Raw genomic sequence first — 17,696 nt, 5'->3', positions numbered from 1 at the left:
ATGAACGACGCAGGCGCACCAGCATTGAAAGCGGCGGCGTGGAGCGCGGTCGGCCGCCCGCGGCCGCACGAATCGGCCACGCTGCACGTGCTCGGCCAGGCCACCTACACCGACGACATCGCCGAGGTGGCGAGGACCCTGCATGCCGCCCTCGGCCTGTCGAGCAAGCCGCACGCGAACATCGTCTCGCTCGACCTGGCGCCGGTGCGCGCCGCGCGCGGCGTGGTGGCGGTGTTGACGGTGGCCGATATCCCGGGCACCAACGACTGCGGCCCCATCATCCATGACGACCCGATTCTTGCCAACGGCAAGGTCGAATACGTCGGCCAGCCGATGTTCATCGTGGTCGCCGACACCCACGACAATGCGCGCCGCGCCGCGCGCCTGGCGAAAGTCGACTACGAGGAGCTGCCGGCCATCCTCACCCCGCAGGAAGCGCACGCCGCCCAGTCCTATGTGGTGCCGCCGATGCGCCTGGCGCGCGGCGATGCCGACACCGCGTTTGCGAACGCGCCGCGCAAGGTGAAAGGGCAGCTGTTCGTGGGCGGCCAGGAACAGTTCTACCTCGAGGGCCAGATCGCTTACGCGATTCCCGGTGAAGACCGCGGGATGCTGGTGCAGTGCTCGACCCAGCACCCGAGCGAAATGCAGCACGTGGTCGCCCATGCGCTCGGCCTGCATTCGCACCATGTGACCGTCGAGTGCCGCCGCATGGGCGGCGGTTTCGGCGGCAAGGAATCGCAGTCGGCGCTATGGGCCGCCGCCGCCGCCATCGCCGCCGCGAAACTCAAGCGCCCGGTGAAGCTGCGCGCCGACCGCGACGACGACATGATGGTCACCGGCAAGCGCCACTGTTTTTACTACGAATACGAAGTCGGCTACGACGACCAGGGGCGCATCCTGGCCGCGAAAGTCGACATGGTTTCGCGCGCCGGCTTCTCGGCCGATTTGTCGGGACCGGTCGCCACCCGCGCGGTCTGCCACTACGACAACGCCTATTACCTGTCGGACGTGGACATCCGCGCCGCCTGCGGCAAGACCAATACCCAGTCGAACACGGCTTTCCGCGGCTTCGGCGGCCCGCAGGGCGCGATCGCGATGGAATACGTGATCGACGAGATCGCGCGCAATTTGAAACGCGACGCCCTCGACATCCGCAAGCTGAACTTCTACGGCAAGGAGGAGCGCAACGTCACGCCCTATGGCCAGGCCGTGGTCGACAACGTCATCCACGAACTGGTGGCCGAGCTGGAAGCCTCGAGCGAATACCGCGCGCGGCGCGAAGCGGTCGCCGAATTCAACCGCACCAGCCCGGTCCTGAAGAAGGGCCTGGCGCTCACGCCGGTGAAATTCGGCATCGCCTTCAACGTGACCCACCTGAACCAGGCGGGCGCGCTGGTGCACGTCTACGTGGACGGCTCCATCATGGTCAACCACGGCGGCACCGAGATGGGGCAGGGCATCAATACCAAGGTGATGCAGGTCGTCGCTCACGAGCTGGGCGTGGACGTGGAGCGCGTGCGCGCCACCGCCACCAATACCAGCAAGGTGGCCAACACCTCGGCCACCGCCGCCTCGACCGGCGCCGACCTGAACGGCAAGGCGGCCCAGGACGCGGCGCGCCAGATCAAGGAAAGGCTGGCTGCGTTCGCGGCGACGACCTATGGCGGCGAGGCCGGCGACGTGCGCTTCGCGGCCGACACCGTTTTTGTCAACGGCATGGAGGTCCCCTTCGAGCACCTGGTGCAGAAGGCCTATCTTGCGCGGGTGCAGCTCTGGTCCGACGGCTTCTATGCGACCCCGGGCCTGTCCTGGGATGCGAAAACCATGAGCGGCCGGCCCTTCTCCTACTTCGCCTACGGCGCGGCGGTGTCGGAAGTGGTGGTCGATACCCTCACCGGCGAATGGAAGCTGCTGCGCGCCGACGCCCTGTACGACGCCGGCAATTCGCTCAACCCGGCGATCGACATCGGCCAGGTCGAAGGCGCCTTCATCCAGGGCATGGGCTGGCTCACCACCGAGGAACTGTGGTGGAACGCGGGCGGCAAGCTGATGACGCATGCACCCTCGACCTATAAGATCCCGGGCGTGTCGGACTGCCCGCAGGATTTCCGCGTGCGCCTGTTCGAGAACCGCAACGTCGAAGACAGCATCCACCGTTCCAAAGCCGTGGGCGAACCGCCGTTGCTGCTGCCGTTCTCGGTCTTCTTCGCGATCCGCGATGCGATTTCCAGCGTCGGCGGCCACCGGGTCAACCCGCCGCTGAACGCGCCGGCGACGAGCGAGGAGATCCTCGACGCGATCGCCGCAGTCGAAGCGGCGGCTGCAGTTGCAGCCAACCAACCCGCGTGATGGACGACTGGCTGACAGCCGCGCAGCATGCGCCGGCCGTGCTGGTCACGGTCGCCATCGTCGAAGGCTCGGTGCCGCGTGAGCCGGGGGCGAAGATGCTCGTCACGTCCGCGGGCTTTGCGGGCACGATCGGCGGCGGCCACCTCGAGCACCGCGCGATCGGGATCGCGCGCGGGATGCTGGAAGAGGGCGGCCAGCCGCGACTGGAGCGTTTTGCGCTCGGCCCGAGCCTGGGACAGTGCTGCGGCGGGATTGCGCACCTGGTGTTCGAGCCAGTGGATCGCGAGCAGGTGGCTTTGCTCGATCAGCGGCGCAATGAGGATACTTGGCGCGTCGTAGGGTGGACGGGTCTCCCGTCCACGCGTTCAACAGGCGGTAGCCGAGTCGCGCAATCCGCTTTTCGGGCGTCCGCTGAACGCGTGGACGGAGAATCCGTCCACCCTACGTGGGCATTATTCGATGGCTCCGGCGGACAAATCGCCGGCGCCCCCGTGCCCGCCTTCGACCGGACCCTCGGCACCCACGTCTTCACCGACGCCGGCGGCCAGCGCTGGCTCGTCGACGCCATCCTCGCCCCGCGCGCCCATGTGATGCTGTTCGGCGCCGGCCACGTCGGCGCGGCCATCGTACGCGCGCTGGCCGAACTGCCCTGCCGCGTCACCTGGGTCGACGAGCGCGAGGACCTGTTCCCGGCCGCGGTGCCGGCCAACGTCACGATCGAGGCCACCGACATCCCCGAGGCGCTGGTCGAGCAGGCCGCGCCCGGCACGAGCTTCCTCGTCATGACCCACAGCCACGCGCTTGACCTGCGCCTGTCGATTGCGATACTGTCCCGCCCCGAATCGACGCGACGGCGCGACTGGTTCGGCCTGATCGGGTCGGAAACCAAGCGCCGCCAGTTCGAGCACCGCCTGCGCGAGCGCGGCATCGCGAACGAGCGCATCGGCGCCATGGTCTGCCCGATCGGCCTGCCCGGCATCGGCGGCAAGGCGCCTGCCGTGATCGCCGCATCCTGCGCGGCGCAGCTGCTCACCGTCTGGGAGGCCGTCAAGGCCGCCAGCCACCTGCAAAATTCTCCGGAATCCAACTGATGTCCACCGCACCCACTACCGTGCAAGCCTACCGTGCGAGCTTGCTGCATTTTCACGCCGACCCGGCCTTCACCAGCGACGCCTACGCCTGGCACCAGGACGGCCTGCTCGTCATCGAAGACGGTCGTGTCAACGCCGCCGGCGATTACGAGCAGCTCGTGTCCACGCTGCCGGCCGGCCTGGAACCGCACGACTACCGCGGCCAGATCATCACGCCCGGCTTCATCGACACCCACCTGCATTACCCGCAGACGGACATGATCGCGTCGCCGGCGCCGGGCCTGCTGCCCTGGCTCGACACGTATACCTTCCCGACCGAGCGCCAGTTCGGCGACCCGGCGCATGCGCGCGCGACGGCCGAGTTCTTCCTCGACGAACTGGCCCGCTGCGGCACCACCACCGCGGTGGTCTACTGCACCGTACACCGCGAATCGGTCGACGCCTTCTTCGAGGCCAGCGAGGCGCGCAACCTGCGCATGGTGGCCGGCAAGGTGCTGATGGACCGGAACTGCCCGGACTTCCTGCGCGACCTCGAAGGCCAGGTGGGCGAGAGCGAAGCCCTGATCAACAAGTGGCACAAGCACGCGCGCTCGCTGTACGCGATCACGCCGCGCTTCGCGCCGACCTCGACCCCGGCCCAATTGCAGGCGATCGGCGAACTGGCCAAGGCCTATCCGGATACCTTCATCCAGACCCACGTCTCGGAAAACAGGGACGAGTGCAGCTGGGTGCGCGAACTCTATCCGGCGTCGCGCAGCTACCTCGACGTCTACGACGGCTATGGCCTGATGCGTCCGCGCGCCCTGTTCGGCCACTGCATCTGGCTCGATGACGAGGACTTCGCGCGCATGGCGGCCACCGGCTCGAGCGCCTCGGTGTGCCCGACCTCGAACCTGTTCCTGGGCAGCGGCCTGTTCGATTTCGAAAAGGCGGACGGCGCGGGCGTCAAGGTGAGCCTCGGCACCGACGTCGGCGCCGGCACCTCGTTCTCGATGCTGCAGACCATGAACGAGGCCTATAAGGTCGCGCGCCTGAAGGGCAGCTACCTGCCGGCGCTGCGCATGTTCTATCTTGCCACCCTGGGCGCGGCGCGCGCGATGGACCTGGAAGGCACGATCGGCAGTTTCGCCGCCGGCGCCGAAGCGGACTTCATCGTCCTCGATCCGCAGTCGACGCCGCTGCTGGCGCGCCGCAGCAGCCATTGCGACACGCTGGAAGAGCAGCTGTTCGCGCTGGCGCTGCTGGGCGACGACCGCGCGATCCGGGCCACCTACGCGGCCGGGCGCCTGGTCCACGCGCGCGGCGCCTGAGGCGCGCCACCGGCATGAGCGCCCGGATTTGCTACCGGGAGTTGTCGATAAATATTACACGTGTGGTTGTGCAAGGCGGACGAGGCGGCGCTTAGTCCTTGTTTTTTCGGAATGTTGTTGCGTTGGCATGTTCCTTGCTGAGTTGCGCTCGGGTCTCAACCCGTCCAAAACCAACAAGGAGAACAGCATGAAAAAATTTGCAGTCGCGCTGGCGCTTGCCGGCCTGTCTCTCGCCGGCAGCGCCGGTGCGTCCACCATCACCTTCAGCGAAGCGGGCGCCATCAACACCTCGTTCCTGAGCAGCGACGGCAGCGTGAAAGTCGAATACGTCTGGTCCACCGGCGCCGCCGACGGCCACTCGCACCTGGCCAGCATTGGCGGCAACCTCTTCGAGATGGGCCACGGCCAGGCCTACCAGGGCCTGCGCTTCTCCAGCGTCGCCGGCGGTGCGCTGACCCTGAGCTCCTTCGACTTCCAGGGCACCTGGACCGTCAGTGGCCTGAACGACGGCAGCGGCACCACCTACAACACCGCCTTCGGCAGCTGGATCACCCAGAACATCAACCTGACCTCGAGCAGCCCGATCTACATCTATGCCACCGGCAATGCGGGCGGCTATCTCGACAATGTCGTGTTCGGCGCCGCCGCCAGCGACGTGCCGGAACCGGCCAGCATGGCCCTGATGCTGCTGGGCGCGGTCGGCCTGGCAGGCGTGCGCCGCAAGGCACGCAAGTAAAGTCTGCAAGTAAAGTCTGCAAGTAAGCGAGAGCAGGGCAGGGGCTTTCCGCTCCTGCCGCTCGCGCAGCTTCCGCATCTCCCTCCGTACGATCCCCCCGCATTGCCAATAGTGAACGAAGCCGTTAAAGTTGCGCGGCCACGTCAACCCATCAAGAAAGACCCCGTCATGCAGAACACCTTCAGCAGCCTGCTGCTTGCCCTGGCCGTCGCCGCGCCAAGCGCCGCCATGGCCAGGGAGCCGGCCACGGCTTCGCGCCAGGCCAACGAGGCGGCCACCGCCCGTCATTACGCCGCGCTCGTCGCCGGCCAGGATCCGAAGCTGGCCGAGCTGACCATGTTCTTCACGCAGATGCCGAAGGGGGGCGACCTGCACCACCACTACTCGGGCGCGATCTATGTCGAGCAATACCTCGACTTCCTCGACCGCCAGGGCCTGTGCGTGAACAAGCAGACCTACCGCATCGAGCAGGACAAGGCCGTGATCGCCGCCGAACGCGCGAAACCGGCGAAAGAACGCAACTGCCTGAACAGCGCCGAGGTCTATGCCGACGACCATACCTGGCGCGAACTGGTGCAGCGCTGGTCGAACAAGGACTTCGACAACCACGGCGTCCTGAACCCGCCGCCGGACCGCCTGTTCTTCCAGACCTTCGGCTACTTCGGCCCGGTCTCGAACGCGAACTTCAAGGAAGGCCTGCAGGAACTCAAGAAGCGCGCGATCGCGGAAAACGTCAGCTACATCGAAACCATGTTCAAGATGGCGCCGACGGTCGCCAATCCGGAATTCGACGCGCGCGCCTGGCAGCTGGTGAACGACGACGCCGGCCTGGACGCCGAACTGCGCCGCGCAATGGAAGCGCTGGAGCGCGACCCGGCCTTTGCGAAATCGATCGCCGACTTCACGGCGAAGATCGAGGAAGCCGCCGCCGGCATCGACGACGAGCGCTTCACGATGCGCTACCAGACCTATGTGCTGCGCCTGCTGAACCCGTCGCAGGTGTTTTCCGCGATGGTCGCCGCCTTCAAGTCGGCATCAAGCGGCGGCAAGGTCGTCGGCGTCAACATCGTCGGCCAGGAAAGCACGATGGTGTCGATGCGCGACTACGCGCTGCACATGAAGATGTTCCGCTTCCTCAAGCCCTTCTACCCGGACGTCAAGGTCGCCCTGCATGCGGGCGAACTGGCGCTGGGCGAGGTGCCGCCGGAAGGCCTGAAGTTCCACATCGACCAGGCCCTGACGGTGGCCGGCGCCGACCGCATCGGTCACGGCATCGACCTGGCGCACGAGGCGAACGCCCCGGCCATCCTGCGCACGATGCGCGAGAAGGACATCCCGGTCGAGATCAACCTGACCTCGAACGCCTTCATCAGCGGCGTCAAGGGCGAGAACCACCCGGTCACCCTGTACCGCAAGTATGGCGTGCCCTACGTGATCTCGACCGACGACGCCGGCGTCACCCGTCACACGCTGTCGCAGGAGTATGTGCTGTTCGCCAGCCGCTACAAGCCGGACTATGCGGAAATGAAAAAGACCTCGTACAACAGCATCCGCTACGCCTTCCTGCCGGCCGCCGAGAAAGCGCGCCTGACGCGCCAGCTCGATACGCGCTTCGCCGCTTTTGAAGCCGCGGTGGCGGGGCTGGCCCGCGATGCCGCAAGCAGGCAGCGCAAGCGCTGAATCGATCCGGAGGGTTGCAAATAAAGCAAGGCGAGCACCGCAAGGATGCTCGCCTTTGTTGCTTTTATGAGGCGTTTCCTGCCTCTTTTCCGGGCGCCTGTGGTCAAAGCGCTACACATTCTGATCCGCTATTGGGCATTTCAAAAAAATATTGCCACTTTTATTTCCGGCCAGAATGCCTCCTTTATAATCGCCGCCGTAGCGTAGATCGCCAAAACCAGTGGTTGTTGGAGGTTTTGGACGCTCTGGGGCTGGATTTAGTTGCAACGTATTAATTCCTAACTGAAACGGTATTTGTCTTGGGCATCCAGGCGTGCATAGTTTCTCGTGTTGACAGGATGGTAAGTCAACCGACCAACTTTGCCGCAGTCGTCACTTGGGTCAGCGAGTTTGCGAGCTGTCATCAGCCCGACACATCAAGCCTTTACATTAACGTGCCCTGAAGCAGGAACCCCGGTTCCCTATGCCGTCATGCAGGTTCAAGCTTGCTGCTGAAATTTTTTAAACACTCTAGGAGTTTTGAATGCAATCCGCTTTGATTCAACAACCGAAGCTGCGCCTGAGCCTGATCGCTCTGGCATGCCACGTGGCATGTGTGGGCGTCGTTCACGCCCAGGAAACGACCACGGCTTCGGATGCTCAGCCGACCCGTCAGGTGATCATCACCGGCAAGAAGCTCGGCATGGGCCTGATGGTAACGGAAGATGCGCCGAAGGCACGTTCGACCGTGACCGCGGAAGAGTTGGAAAAGCAGCGCCCGACCGGCAATGCCTACGAGGCACTGGAAATGCTGCCGTCGGTGAACAGCTATAACCATGACGCAACCGGCCTGTTCGGCGGCGGCCTGACCCTGCGTGGCTTCAACAGCGACCAGATCGGCGCCACCATCAACGGCGTTCCGGTCAACGACTCGGGTTCGTTCGCAGTCTACCCGCAAGAATACGTCGACCAGGAAAACACCTGCTCGCAGTTCGTCACCCAGGGCTCGACCGACGTCGATTCGCCACAGGTCGGCGCAACCGGCGGTAACTTCGGCATCGTCACTTGCAACCCTGAAAATACCCGCCGCTGGCGCTTCATGCAGACCCTCGGCCAGCTGAACAGCTACAAGACCTTCGTGCGTTTCGACAGCGGCAAGCTGGCCGACAACCGTTCGAAGTTCTTCATCTCGGCATCGAAAGCCCAGGCTGACAAGTGGAAGGGCGAAGGCAAGGCCAAGCGCGAGCACATCGACGCCGGCTTCAACTACGACTGGGACAAGTTCAACTACATCCACGCGACCATCCTGTGGAATGAAGCCAAGAACCACAGCATCAACAACCTGACGCTGACCGAACTGAACAACTTCGGCTACTACTACGACACCACCAGCGTGTACCCGACCCAGCCGACGCCAGGCCCGGGCGCGCAGAACGCCGTCGTGCCATCGCCGCTGTACTACGGCCTGTACCTGAACCCGTTCAAGAACGCGATCGCTTCGGCTGAAGCCAAGTTCCGCCTGAACGACGACCTGACCCTGAAGATCGTGCCTTACTTCTGGTACGGCTTCGGCAACGGCGGCCTGCAGCAGAAGCTGGCCTACGAAAGCCCACGTCGTGAAGGTACCCGTACCAACGCGACCTTCATGGATCCGGTAACCGGCACCCTGACCGGCCGCGTCGATCTGAACGGCGACGGCGACACCGACGACACCGTGATCATGGCCAACGCCAGCGTCACCAACACCAAGCGTCCTGGCCTGACCTCGTCGCTGACCTGGAACTATGGCGATCACCAGATCCTGGGCGGCTTCTGGTGGGAGCGTGCACGTCACCGTCAGACCGGCACCATGGTGCCTGTGACGGCCGAAGGCAACCCGGTCGACGTCTACCTGCAAGACCAGGCGGTGACGCGCAGCGACGGTAGCCTGTACCAGAGCCGCGACTGGAACACGATCTCGACCGCCTACCAGGCGTTCATCCAGGACACGATCAGCTTCGCCGACAACAAGGGTCAGATCAACATCGGTATCCGTACCCCGTTCATCGAGCGTGACTTCACGAACTACCGTAGCGAAGCCAACCTGCGTCCGACCTACAACATCACCAAGAAGTACAAGGACATCCTGCCGCAGCTGGGCGCACGCTACCGCGTGACCAACGACGACCAGTTCTTCGCATCGGTTGCGAAGAACATGAAGGCGCCGCCGAACTTCGTGTTCAGCAACGTCGGTTCGAACGTGTCGGTCGTCAACGGCGTGGCAACCCTGCGCGGCGACGTGAAGGAAGAGACCTCGTACAACACCGACATCGGCTACCGTCACCAGGACAACAAGTTCATCGCTACGGTGACCGTGTTCAACGTCGACTTCCGTAACCGTCAGGCGACCGCGTTCGACCCGATCACCAACACCAGCAGCTACACCAACGCTGGCAAGGTCTCGACCCGCGGCTTCGAACTGGAAGCGGGTAATACCCCGATCAACGGCTGGGCATTCTACGGCTCGTTCGGCTACACCGACAGCGAAATCAAGGACGACCTGCAGGTGAGCGCAACGGCATCGCTGCCGACCGCCGGCAAGGAAATGCCACTGACCCCGAAACTGAAGGCTGGCCTGTCGGCTGAATACCAGACCGGCGCGTTCTGGGCTCGTGTGAAAGCCAAGGCAACCGGCAAGCAAGCCGCGACCCTGGTCAACGACGAGTGGGCACCTGGCTACACGACCTATGGTTTCGATGCCGGCTACACCTTCGCCAACTTCGGTATCTTCAAGCGTCCGAAGCTGACCGTGAACGTCAGCAACATCACCAACAAGCAGTACCGTAACCCGTCGTCGCAGAGCGTCAACAACACGACGCAGTTCCCAGGCGTGAATCCTGGCACCCTGCGTTACTACCTGGGCGCACCACGCTTCGCGTCGGTCACCCTGTCGGTCGACATCTAAGTCGCACCGGGTCCGCCGCGCCGGCGTGGCGGACCGTAGTCGAGCACGACAAAAACAGGCCTTCGGGCCTGTTTTTTTATGGGGGACGGATGCGGTGAGCGGGCCCCTGTAAAGATGGCCGTTCGCGATCCCGCGTGCAATAATTCGGAGCGCCGCAGGCGCCCCTGTTCATCAGCGAAAGATTTTCATGATTGTTTCCCCGCGCGCCCGCGCTTCCCTGTCCCTCCTCGCCCTGTCCCTGCTTGCCGCCGGCTGCGCCACCGCGCCGAGCGGCCCGGTCACGTTGAACCTGGTCGCCATCAACGACTTCCACGGCAACCTCGAACCGAGCAAGTACACCTATACCAGTGCGGCCACCGGTAAAAGCGAGACCCTGCGCGCCGGCGGCATCGAAGCCCTGAGCGGCGCACTAAGCGCCTGGCGCAAGGAAGACAAGGACCTGCTGTTCATCGGCGCGGGCGACCTGATCGGCGCCAGCCCGGCGCTGTCCTCGATGTGGGCCGACGAGCCGAGCATCGAGGCGATGAACCTGATGGGCCTGCGCCTGTCGTCGGTCGGCAACCACGAATTCGACCAGGGCCGCAAGGAACTGCTGCGCCAGCAGGCCGGCGGCTGCGATTCGCCGCGCCCCGGCAAGGCCTGCCGCCTGAGCCCGGACTACCGCGGCGCGCGCTTCACCTATCTCGCCGCGAACGTGCTCGACAGCGCGACCGGCAAGCCCTTCATGCCTGCCTACCGCGTGGAAAGCGTGAAGGGCGTGAAGGTCGGCGTGGCCGGCGCCGTGCTGCAGGGCACCGCCTCGGTCGCGGTGGCCTCCGCCATTGCCGGCCTGGACTTCATCGACGAAGCCGAAGCCATCAACAAGACCCTGCCGCAGATGCGCGCCGAGGGCGCCAAGGTCTTCATCGCCCTGATCCACGAAGGCGGCCGCACCGACGAGTCGCCCGACCAGCCGGGTTGCAAGGGCCTGACCGGCGGCGTGGTCGACATCGTCAAGAAACTCGACCCGGCGATCCGCCTGGTCATCACCGGCCACTCGCACCAGGGCTACCTGTGCACGGTCGATGGCCGGATCGTCACCCAGGCCGATGCGGCGGGGCACCTGCTGTCGCGCATCGCATTGAAGGTGGATGCGAACAGCGGCGCTGTTTCCCACATCGACGTGAAAAACGTCGTCATGGATCCGGCGAAGTTCCCGGCCGACCCGAAGGTCAGCGCTTATCTCGCCGGCGTGAAGGAGCGCAGCCGCGCGGCGCTGGCGCGTCCGCTGGGCAAGCTCGGTACCGCCACCGTGGCGCGCCGGGCCAACGATGCCGGCGAATCGCCGCTGGGCAACCTGATCGCCGACGCCGTGCTGGCCGCAACCCGGGCGCAAGGCGCGCAGATCGGCTTCATGAACAATGGCGGCATCCGCAAGGACCTGGAGACCTCGGACGCCGCGCTGACCACGAATTTCGGCCACGCCCAGGCGGTGCTCCCGTTCGGTAACACGCTGGTCGTGATGGACCTGACCGGCTTTCAATTGCGCCGCCTGCTCGAGCAGCAGTGGCAGCGTCCGAGCGCCTCCGGTGCCACCATCCTGCCAGTCTCGCAAGGCTTGAGCTACACCTGGGACGAGAAGCGTCCGGTCGGCCAGCGCCTGGTGCCGGGCAGCCTGAAGTTCAACGGCAAGCCGGTCGACGACAACCAAACCTATCGCGTGGTGGCGAATAACTTCCTGGCCGAAGGCGGCGACAATTTCCCGGAATTTGCCAAGGGGACCAAGCGCGTCGACACGCAGATCGTCGACCTCGATGCCCTGAGCGACTACATCGCCAGGAACCCGGGTGCGGGCGGCGCGCAAGCCGGCCTGGCCCCAACGACGCGCATCGACAAAGTGCGTAACCAATAATCAATTCCATCGACGGAACTATCATGAAAAAACTAGCCTGTGTCCTCGCGCTTGCCGGCGCCTTTGCTTCCTCCAACGCACTCGCCTGGGGCGGCGACGGCCACCGCGCGGTCGCGGCCATCGCCGAAAAGCTGCTAAAGGGCACGAATGCCGAAAAGCAGATTGCCGCCTTGCTGCTGCCGGGCGAATCCCTGCAATCGATCGCCAGCTGGCCGGACTGCGTGAAAGGCACGTATTGCGGCCCGCAATCGCCCGACATGATCGAGTACACCGATGCCAATCCGCGCCACAGCGAATACCACTACACCGACGTGCCTTTCCAGCTGTCGCACTACCATGACGGCGCGGTCGGCACCACCGACGTCGACATCGTGCAGACCCTGAAGCAGGCCATTGCGGTCCTGCAAGGCAAGACCGACCCAAGCCTGAACCCGCACAAGTTCACCAAGCGCCAGGCCCTGATCCTGTTGACCCACATGACCGGCGACATCCACCAGCCGCTGCACGTGGGCGCGGCCTTCGTGTCGAAGGACGGCAAGTTCGTCGTGCCGAAGACGCATGCGGAAGTCGACGAAGCGGCGATCTTCGATTCGCGCGGCGGCAACAACCTGCTGTTGGACGACCAGCGCCTGAGCGAGCTGTCCGCCGGCGTCATTCCACCGGGCGATCCGAAGCCGGTCAAGGAAGGCGTGCCGAAGGCGCTGACCAAGCCTTTCCACTCGTACTGGGACAGCACCACGGTCGACTATGCCTTCCGCCGCGTGCGCACGAAGACGCCGCAGCAATTCGCGGAGTATGCGGTCGGCACCAAGCCGGCCATCACCGCCAACAGCGGCGAGCCGGCGACCTGGCCTTACCAGTGGGCGGACGACGCGCTCGCCGTCTCGAAGTTCGCCTACAAGGACGTGGTGCCAGGCAAGATCACCCAGCAGACCAGCAAGAAGGGCGACACCTATTACACCTTCGCGCTGGAAGTGCCGAACGACTATCCGGTGCCGAGCTCGGAAGTGGCCAAGCAACAGCTGATCAAGGGCGGTTACAAGCTGGCCGAGGTGCTCAAGGCCATCTACGGCTAAGCAGACCCGGTTCCCATGAAGGCCGCGGCGGAGACGCTCGCGGCCTTTTTTTGTCGATTTGTCATGCCGTGCGGCTGGCCTGGCCCGGCCACGGCTAGAATGGCGCTTCCGGCGCACCGCGCCGCCTTTTACCGGACACCGCATGCACCCTCGTCTCTACGCCGGCATCGGGCTCTGCCTGGCCGCAGCCGCCGCCCACGCCCAGCAGGATGCCATTCCCGAGTCGCGTCCGGGCCAGCCGCTGTGGGAGCTGGGCCTGGGAGGCGGTGTCGTCAGCACACCCTCGTATCCGGGCGCGGCCGACCGCGAGACGCGCGGGCTGGCGCTGCCCCTCATCATCTATCGCGGCAAGGTCTTCCGCTCCGACCAGGGCGGCATCGGCGCGCGCCTGTTCAAGAGCGACCGTGCGGAATTCGACATCGGCCTTGCCGCTTCATTGCCGGCCCGTTCCGACAACGTCGAGGCGCGCGCCGGCATGCCCGACCTGGGCGCGCTGGCCGAATTCGGACCGCGCCTGAAACTGCGGCTGGCGCGCTTCGACCGCTACAGCGGCCTGCGCGCCGAACTGCCCCTGCGCGCGGTGATGGAAGTCAGGAGCGGCGTGCGCCACCAGGGTTATATCTTCGAGCCGCGCCTGGTCTACGAGCGCCGCAGCGCGGACGGCAAGTGGATGTTCGACACCCAGCTCGCCGCCGTCGTCGGCGACGGCAAGATCAACCGCTATTTCTATGAAGTGCGCCCGGAATTCGCGACCGCCACCCGTCCGGCCTACGGCGCCGACGCCGGCCTGATCCTGGTGCGCGCCGGGGTGTTCGCCGCGCGCGTGATCAACCCGGACCTGCGCGCCTACGCCTTCCTGCGCGCGGAGAACTATGGCGTCGGCAAGAACGACAAGAGTCCGCTGCACCTGCGCGACAACGGGGTGTCGGCGGGATTTGGGTTGACGTGGACGATCAAGCGCTCGGCGGCGTTGGCCAGCGATTAAGGACATTTCGCCAGACCTTGTGCCTTCGCAATTCACACGGATGGGCGGGGAGAAGAATGGGCTGTTTTCACTTCCGTTCAGGAAACGAACATGCGCATTCGAACCTTGTATCTCTGCTACTGCCTGTCCGTGGCCGGCGTGCTGCTGGCCCTGCCGGCGGCCGCCACCACGCCCGGCCCGTATCTCGACCCGTATCTCGACCACAATGGCCACACGCCGGCCCGCTCCGACTACGCCGGACCGCTGTTCAAGCTCAGCCATGACTATCCGTCCGGCTTGCCGGTTCCGCACATGCCCTGGCGCACCGCCATCAACAACGGGCCGATCGGCACCGGCAACGCGGCCGCCTACACCCAGGCGCTGAAGGACAGCATCGCGCGCGACATGGTGGCCCTGCTGCTGGACGAGGGCGAGTGGGATGCCGGCCGGCGCGGCTGGTACAACGATCCCTGGCTGGGCGCGCAGCGCGAGGCGGTCCACGGCATGCTGGTGGGACTCGAACGCGTGGAGGCCGAGCTGTTCCCGAAGAGCGGCCTGAAGAAGCCGTTCACCACTTATGTGATCACCTATTACAACCGCATCGGGGCGCAGACCCTGGGCGCGATCTGGCGCGACCCGCACAGCCCGCAGCTGGGCGGCGGCGCTACCCAGTATGCCGATGGTTCCGTCACGGTGAAACTCGCCTTCACGACGGCCGGCCCCGCCGAATGGCCGGCGATGCGCGGCGCGCTGGCCTGGCCGATGATGATGACGGCGAACGCCACCACCGGCCAGTTCGACCGTCCCACGCTCGCCAAGGCTTACCTGATGCAGGTCGATATCGTGGTCAAGGATACGCAGTCGGCGCCGCAGACGGGCTGGGTGTTCACGACCCTGGTCTACGACCGCAACACGCGTCCCGGCAGCCGTGGCGTGTGGGACCAGATGGTGCCGCTGGGCGCACAGTGGGGTAACGACCCGCGCGTGGACAGCGCCGCCAACCCGGGCGCGCCCCTGTTCGAAACCTGGGTCAACCCGCACGCGCCCCTGTATGCCCTTGAAACCCTGGGCTGGGGAGGGCGGCTGTCGGGACCGAACGACCACGGCGTGAACGACATCTCGGTGGCCAGCGGCGGCCAGCGCGTGCTGCTGCGGCGCGCCGGCAATTCCTCCTGCCTGAGCTGCCACGGCGCCTCGCAGTGGAACGCCGCCAACCCGGCGAAAGGCATGGCCTCCTTCATGATGCCGCTGGTGCCAGGCGACTCGAAGGCGGGGGCACCCTACCTGGATTCGCCCGCACCGGGGTCCAGCGAATGGCTGCGCTGGTTCCAGAACCGTCCCGGCGACGTGCCGATGGATACCGGCAGCGTAGCCGGCGACTACGACCTGGCGCTGAGTTTCCGCGTGCTGCCGGCCTGGCACGAGGCGAAGAGCGGCAAGAAGCATGCGCTGCAAAAGCTGGATGCGGGCGGCGTACCACTAAAGCGGGAGTGATGGGGTAGGGGTGGGCCAGGCCAATGGCCTGGCCCACGGTTTCACCGGGCGTCCCGAGCCCACCATCCTGTCCGGACAAAAAAAGGGCGGCCCGCGGGCCGCCCTTCATCATTGCGCTGCGCCGATCAGCGCGACTTCACGAACGGTTTGCCGATCGCCTTTGGCGCCACCGACTTGGCCATCAGGCCGGCCAGCACGATCACGGTCACGACGTACGGGATCATCTGGATCAGCGAACCCGGAATGCGGCCCACGACCGGCAGGTCGACGCCCTCGATCTGGATCTGCACGGCCGAGAAGAAGCCGAACATCAGGCAGCCGAGCACGGTCTGCAGCGGACGCCAGTTGCCGAACACCAGCGCCGTCAGCGCCAGGTAGCCGGCACCGGCCGACATGTCGCGCAGGAAGAAGCCGCTCTGGACGATGGACAGGTAGGCGCCCGAGAACGAGCACAGCACGCCGGCGGCCAGCATGGCCATGTAGCGCGTCTTCTCGACCGAGACGCCGGCGGCGTCGGCGGCATGCGGGTTCTCGCCGCAGGCGCGCAGGCGCAAGCCGAAGCGGCTGTGGTACACGACCCAGTGCACGATCGGCAGCAGGATGAAGGCGAGATAGACCAGCGGCGAGTGGCCGCCGATCAGGCTGTTCCAGATCCAGCCCAGCACCGGCACGCCGGCCACCGCTTCCGCACCCGGCAGCACCACGTTCGACAGGCGCGCCGCGCCCAGGTCCGGCGTGCGGCCGCCCTGCTGGAAGATGTACTGGGCGACCACGAAGGTCAGGCCGCTCATGGCGATATTGATCGCGATGCCTGCGACCAGCTGGTTGCCCTTCTGGGTGATCGAGACGAAGGCCTGGACCATGGCCAGGGCGACAGAGACGGCGATGCCGGCGGCGATGCCCAACCATGGGTTCTGGGTCGTGTAGCCGACCGCGGCCGAGACGAAGGCCGAGGCGAGGATCTTGCCCTCGAGGCCAATGTCGACCACGCCGCTGCGCTCGGCGAACAGGCCGGCCAGCGCGGCGAACATCAGCACCGGCGCGTTGCGGACCGTCGAGACGATGATGTTGAGGATATCGAAGCCTTCCATGATTAACCCTTGCGTGTTGCGTTGATCAGTTTCAGGAGCGCCGGGCCGTACAGGTTTTCCATGGCGCCGCAGAACAGGATGATCAGGCCCTGGATGAAGACGAAGGTCTCGACCGGGATGTTCGGTTTTTCCAGCGACAGGTCGAAACCGCCCTGGATCAGCGCGCCGAACAGCACCGAGGACAGGAAGATGCCGACCGGGTGCTGGCGGCCCATCAGGGCGATGGCGATGCCGACGAAACCGGCGCCGGCCGGGAAGTTCAGGCTCAGGTAGTGGGTCGAGCCCATGATCGAGTTGACCGAGGCCAGGCCGGCCAGGGCGCCGGAAATCAGCATCGCGACGATGATCATGCGGCTGATGCGCACGCCGGCGTAGTGGGCGGCGTGCTGGTTCAGGCCGGTGGCGCGCAGCTGGTAGCCCCAGGTCGAGCGCGAGACCACCACGCCGTAGACGACGAGCGCCACGATCGCGATCGGGAAACCGATGTTGAGCGGCGTGTCGCCGAAGAAGGGGAACCAGGTGTTCAGGGTCGGCAGGGCGGCGGCGTCCGAGAACACGCGGCTCGCCGGATTTTGTTCGCCTTCGGGGATAAGGTACTTCACGATGATGAAGTTCATCAGGCTGGCGGCGATGAAGTTGAACATGATGGTCGTGACCACCACGTGGCTGCCGCGCCTGGCCTGCAGGTAGCCTGGCAGGAAAGCCCACAATGCGCCGAAGAGCGCGGCGCCGATCATCGCCAGCGGGATCAGGAGCCAGGGCGAGAGGCTGGCGTCGAAGGCCAGCACGACAAGCGTGAGGCCGAGGCCGCCGAAGTACATCTGGCCTTCGGCGCCGATGTTGAACAGGCCCGCCTTCATGGCGATCGACACCGCCAGGCCCGTGAAGATGAAGGTGCTGGCGTAGAACAGCGTATAGGCCAGGCCTTCCGGATTGACGATCGCGGAGTTGATCAGGATCTGCATCGACTCGACCGGGCTTTCGCCCAGCAGGTGGATGACGAGCGCGGCGACCAGCAGCGCCGACAGCAGGTTCAGGAGCGGCAGGGCGAAGCCTGTCGCCCAGCGTGGCAGTTCGGTGGTTTTCAT

12 protein-coding genes are annotated in these 17,696 nt (G+C 65.5%); 10 read left to right on the top strand and 2 right to left on the bottom strand.

All coding sequences use genetic code 11. From position 1 onward, the window contains the following. The 10 genes from xdhB to ACSUZJ_RS20380 all read left to right on the top strand — a co-directional run bounded on the left by xdhB (position 1) and on the right by ACSUZJ_RS20380 (position 15,517). Positions 1 to 2,352 (top strand): xanthine dehydrogenase molybdopterin binding subunit, encoded by a 2,352-nt coding sequence (xdhB, locus tag ACSUZJ_RS20425; RefSeq protein WP_499411229.1) that lies wholly within the window; start codon positions 1 to 3, stop codon positions 2,350 to 2,352. After that, the gene (gene xdhC / locus ACSUZJ_RS20420) at positions 2,352 to 3,443 is read left to right on the top strand and encodes a xanthine dehydrogenase accessory protein XdhC (RefSeq protein ID WP_499411227.1); all 1,092 of its coding nucleotides are present in this window, start codon (positions 2,352 to 2,354) and stop codon (positions 3,441 to 3,443) included. Before xdhB ends, xdhC begins: the two co-directional genes overlap by 1 nt. After that, positions 3,443 to 4,753 (top strand): guanine deaminase, encoded by a 1,311-nt coding sequence (gene guaD / locus ACSUZJ_RS20415; protein WP_499411225.1) that lies wholly within the window; start codon positions 3,443 to 3,445, stop codon positions 4,751 to 4,753. Before xdhC ends, guaD begins: the two co-directional genes overlap by 1 nt. Before the next feature lie 187 nt (positions 4,754 to 4,940). Next, positions 4,941 to 5,489 (top strand): PEP-CTERM sorting domain-containing protein, encoded by a 549-nt coding sequence (locus tag ACSUZJ_RS20410; RefSeq protein WP_499411223.1) that lies wholly within the window; start codon positions 4,941 to 4,943, stop codon positions 5,487 to 5,489. A gap of 168 nt (positions 5,490 to 5,657) precedes the next feature. Further along, a complete protein-coding gene (locus tag ACSUZJ_RS20405) occupies positions 5,658 to 7,169 on the top strand; it encodes an adenosine deaminase (protein WP_499411221.1) in 1,512 nt (503 codons plus the stop codon). A gap of 523 nt (positions 7,170 to 7,692) precedes the next feature. Beyond that, positions 7,693 to 10,092 carry a TonB-dependent receptor gene (locus ACSUZJ_RS20400; RefSeq protein WP_499411219.1) on the top strand — a complete coding sequence of 800 codons (2,400 nt, stop codon included), beginning with the start codon at positions 7,693 to 7,695 and terminating at the stop codon, positions 10,090 to 10,092. A 187-nt stretch (positions 10,093 to 10,279) separates the two neighbouring features. Next, the gene (locus tag ACSUZJ_RS20395) at positions 10,280 to 11,983 is read left to right on the top strand and encodes a bifunctional metallophosphatase/5'-nucleotidase (protein WP_499411217.1); all 1,704 of its coding nucleotides are present in this window, start codon (positions 10,280 to 10,282) and stop codon (positions 11,981 to 11,983) included. Between the two features lie 23 nt (positions 11,984 to 12,006). Further along, on the top strand, positions 12,007 to 13,059 hold the full coding sequence (locus ACSUZJ_RS20390) for a S1/P1 nuclease (RefSeq protein WP_499411215.1): 1,053 nt from the start codon (positions 12,007 to 12,009) through the stop codon (positions 13,057 to 13,059). Between the two features lie 142 nt (positions 13,060 to 13,201). Next, positions 13,202 to 14,044: a MipA/OmpV family protein gene (locus ACSUZJ_RS20385; RefSeq protein WP_499411213.1), complete on the top strand. Its 843-nt coding sequence runs from the start codon at positions 13,202 to 13,204 to the stop codon at positions 14,042 to 14,044. Positions 14,045 to 14,134: 90 nt separating this feature from the next. Further along, entirely contained in the window at positions 14,135 to 15,517 is a 1,383-nt protein-coding gene (locus ACSUZJ_RS20380; protein WP_499411211.1) for a hypothetical protein, read from the top strand. Between the two features lie 125 nt (positions 15,518 to 15,642). Here the strand turns inward: ACSUZJ_RS20380 and ACSUZJ_RS20375 are convergent, their stop codons facing one another. Beyond that, positions 15,643 to 16,608, bottom strand: a complete 966-nt coding sequence (locus tag ACSUZJ_RS20375; RefSeq protein ID WP_499411209.1) for an ABC transporter permease — start codon at positions 16,606 to 16,608, stop codon at positions 15,643 to 15,645. Between the two features lie 2 nt (positions 16,609 to 16,610). Beyond that, the gene (locus tag ACSUZJ_RS20370; RefSeq protein WP_499416621.1) at positions 16,611 to 17,696 is read right to left on the bottom strand and encodes an ABC transporter permease; all 1,086 of its coding nucleotides are present in this window, start codon (positions 17,694 to 17,696) and stop codon (positions 16,611 to 16,613) included.

Origin of the sequence: Telluria sp. B2 (assembly GCF_051789535.1) — a bacterium.
Taxonomy (GTDB): Bacteria; Pseudomonadota; Gammaproteobacteria; order Burkholderiales; family Burkholderiaceae_D; genus Telluria.
The sequence above is the reverse complement of the archived record's forward strand: the minus strand, read 5'-3'. Positions and strand labels throughout refer to the sequence as shown.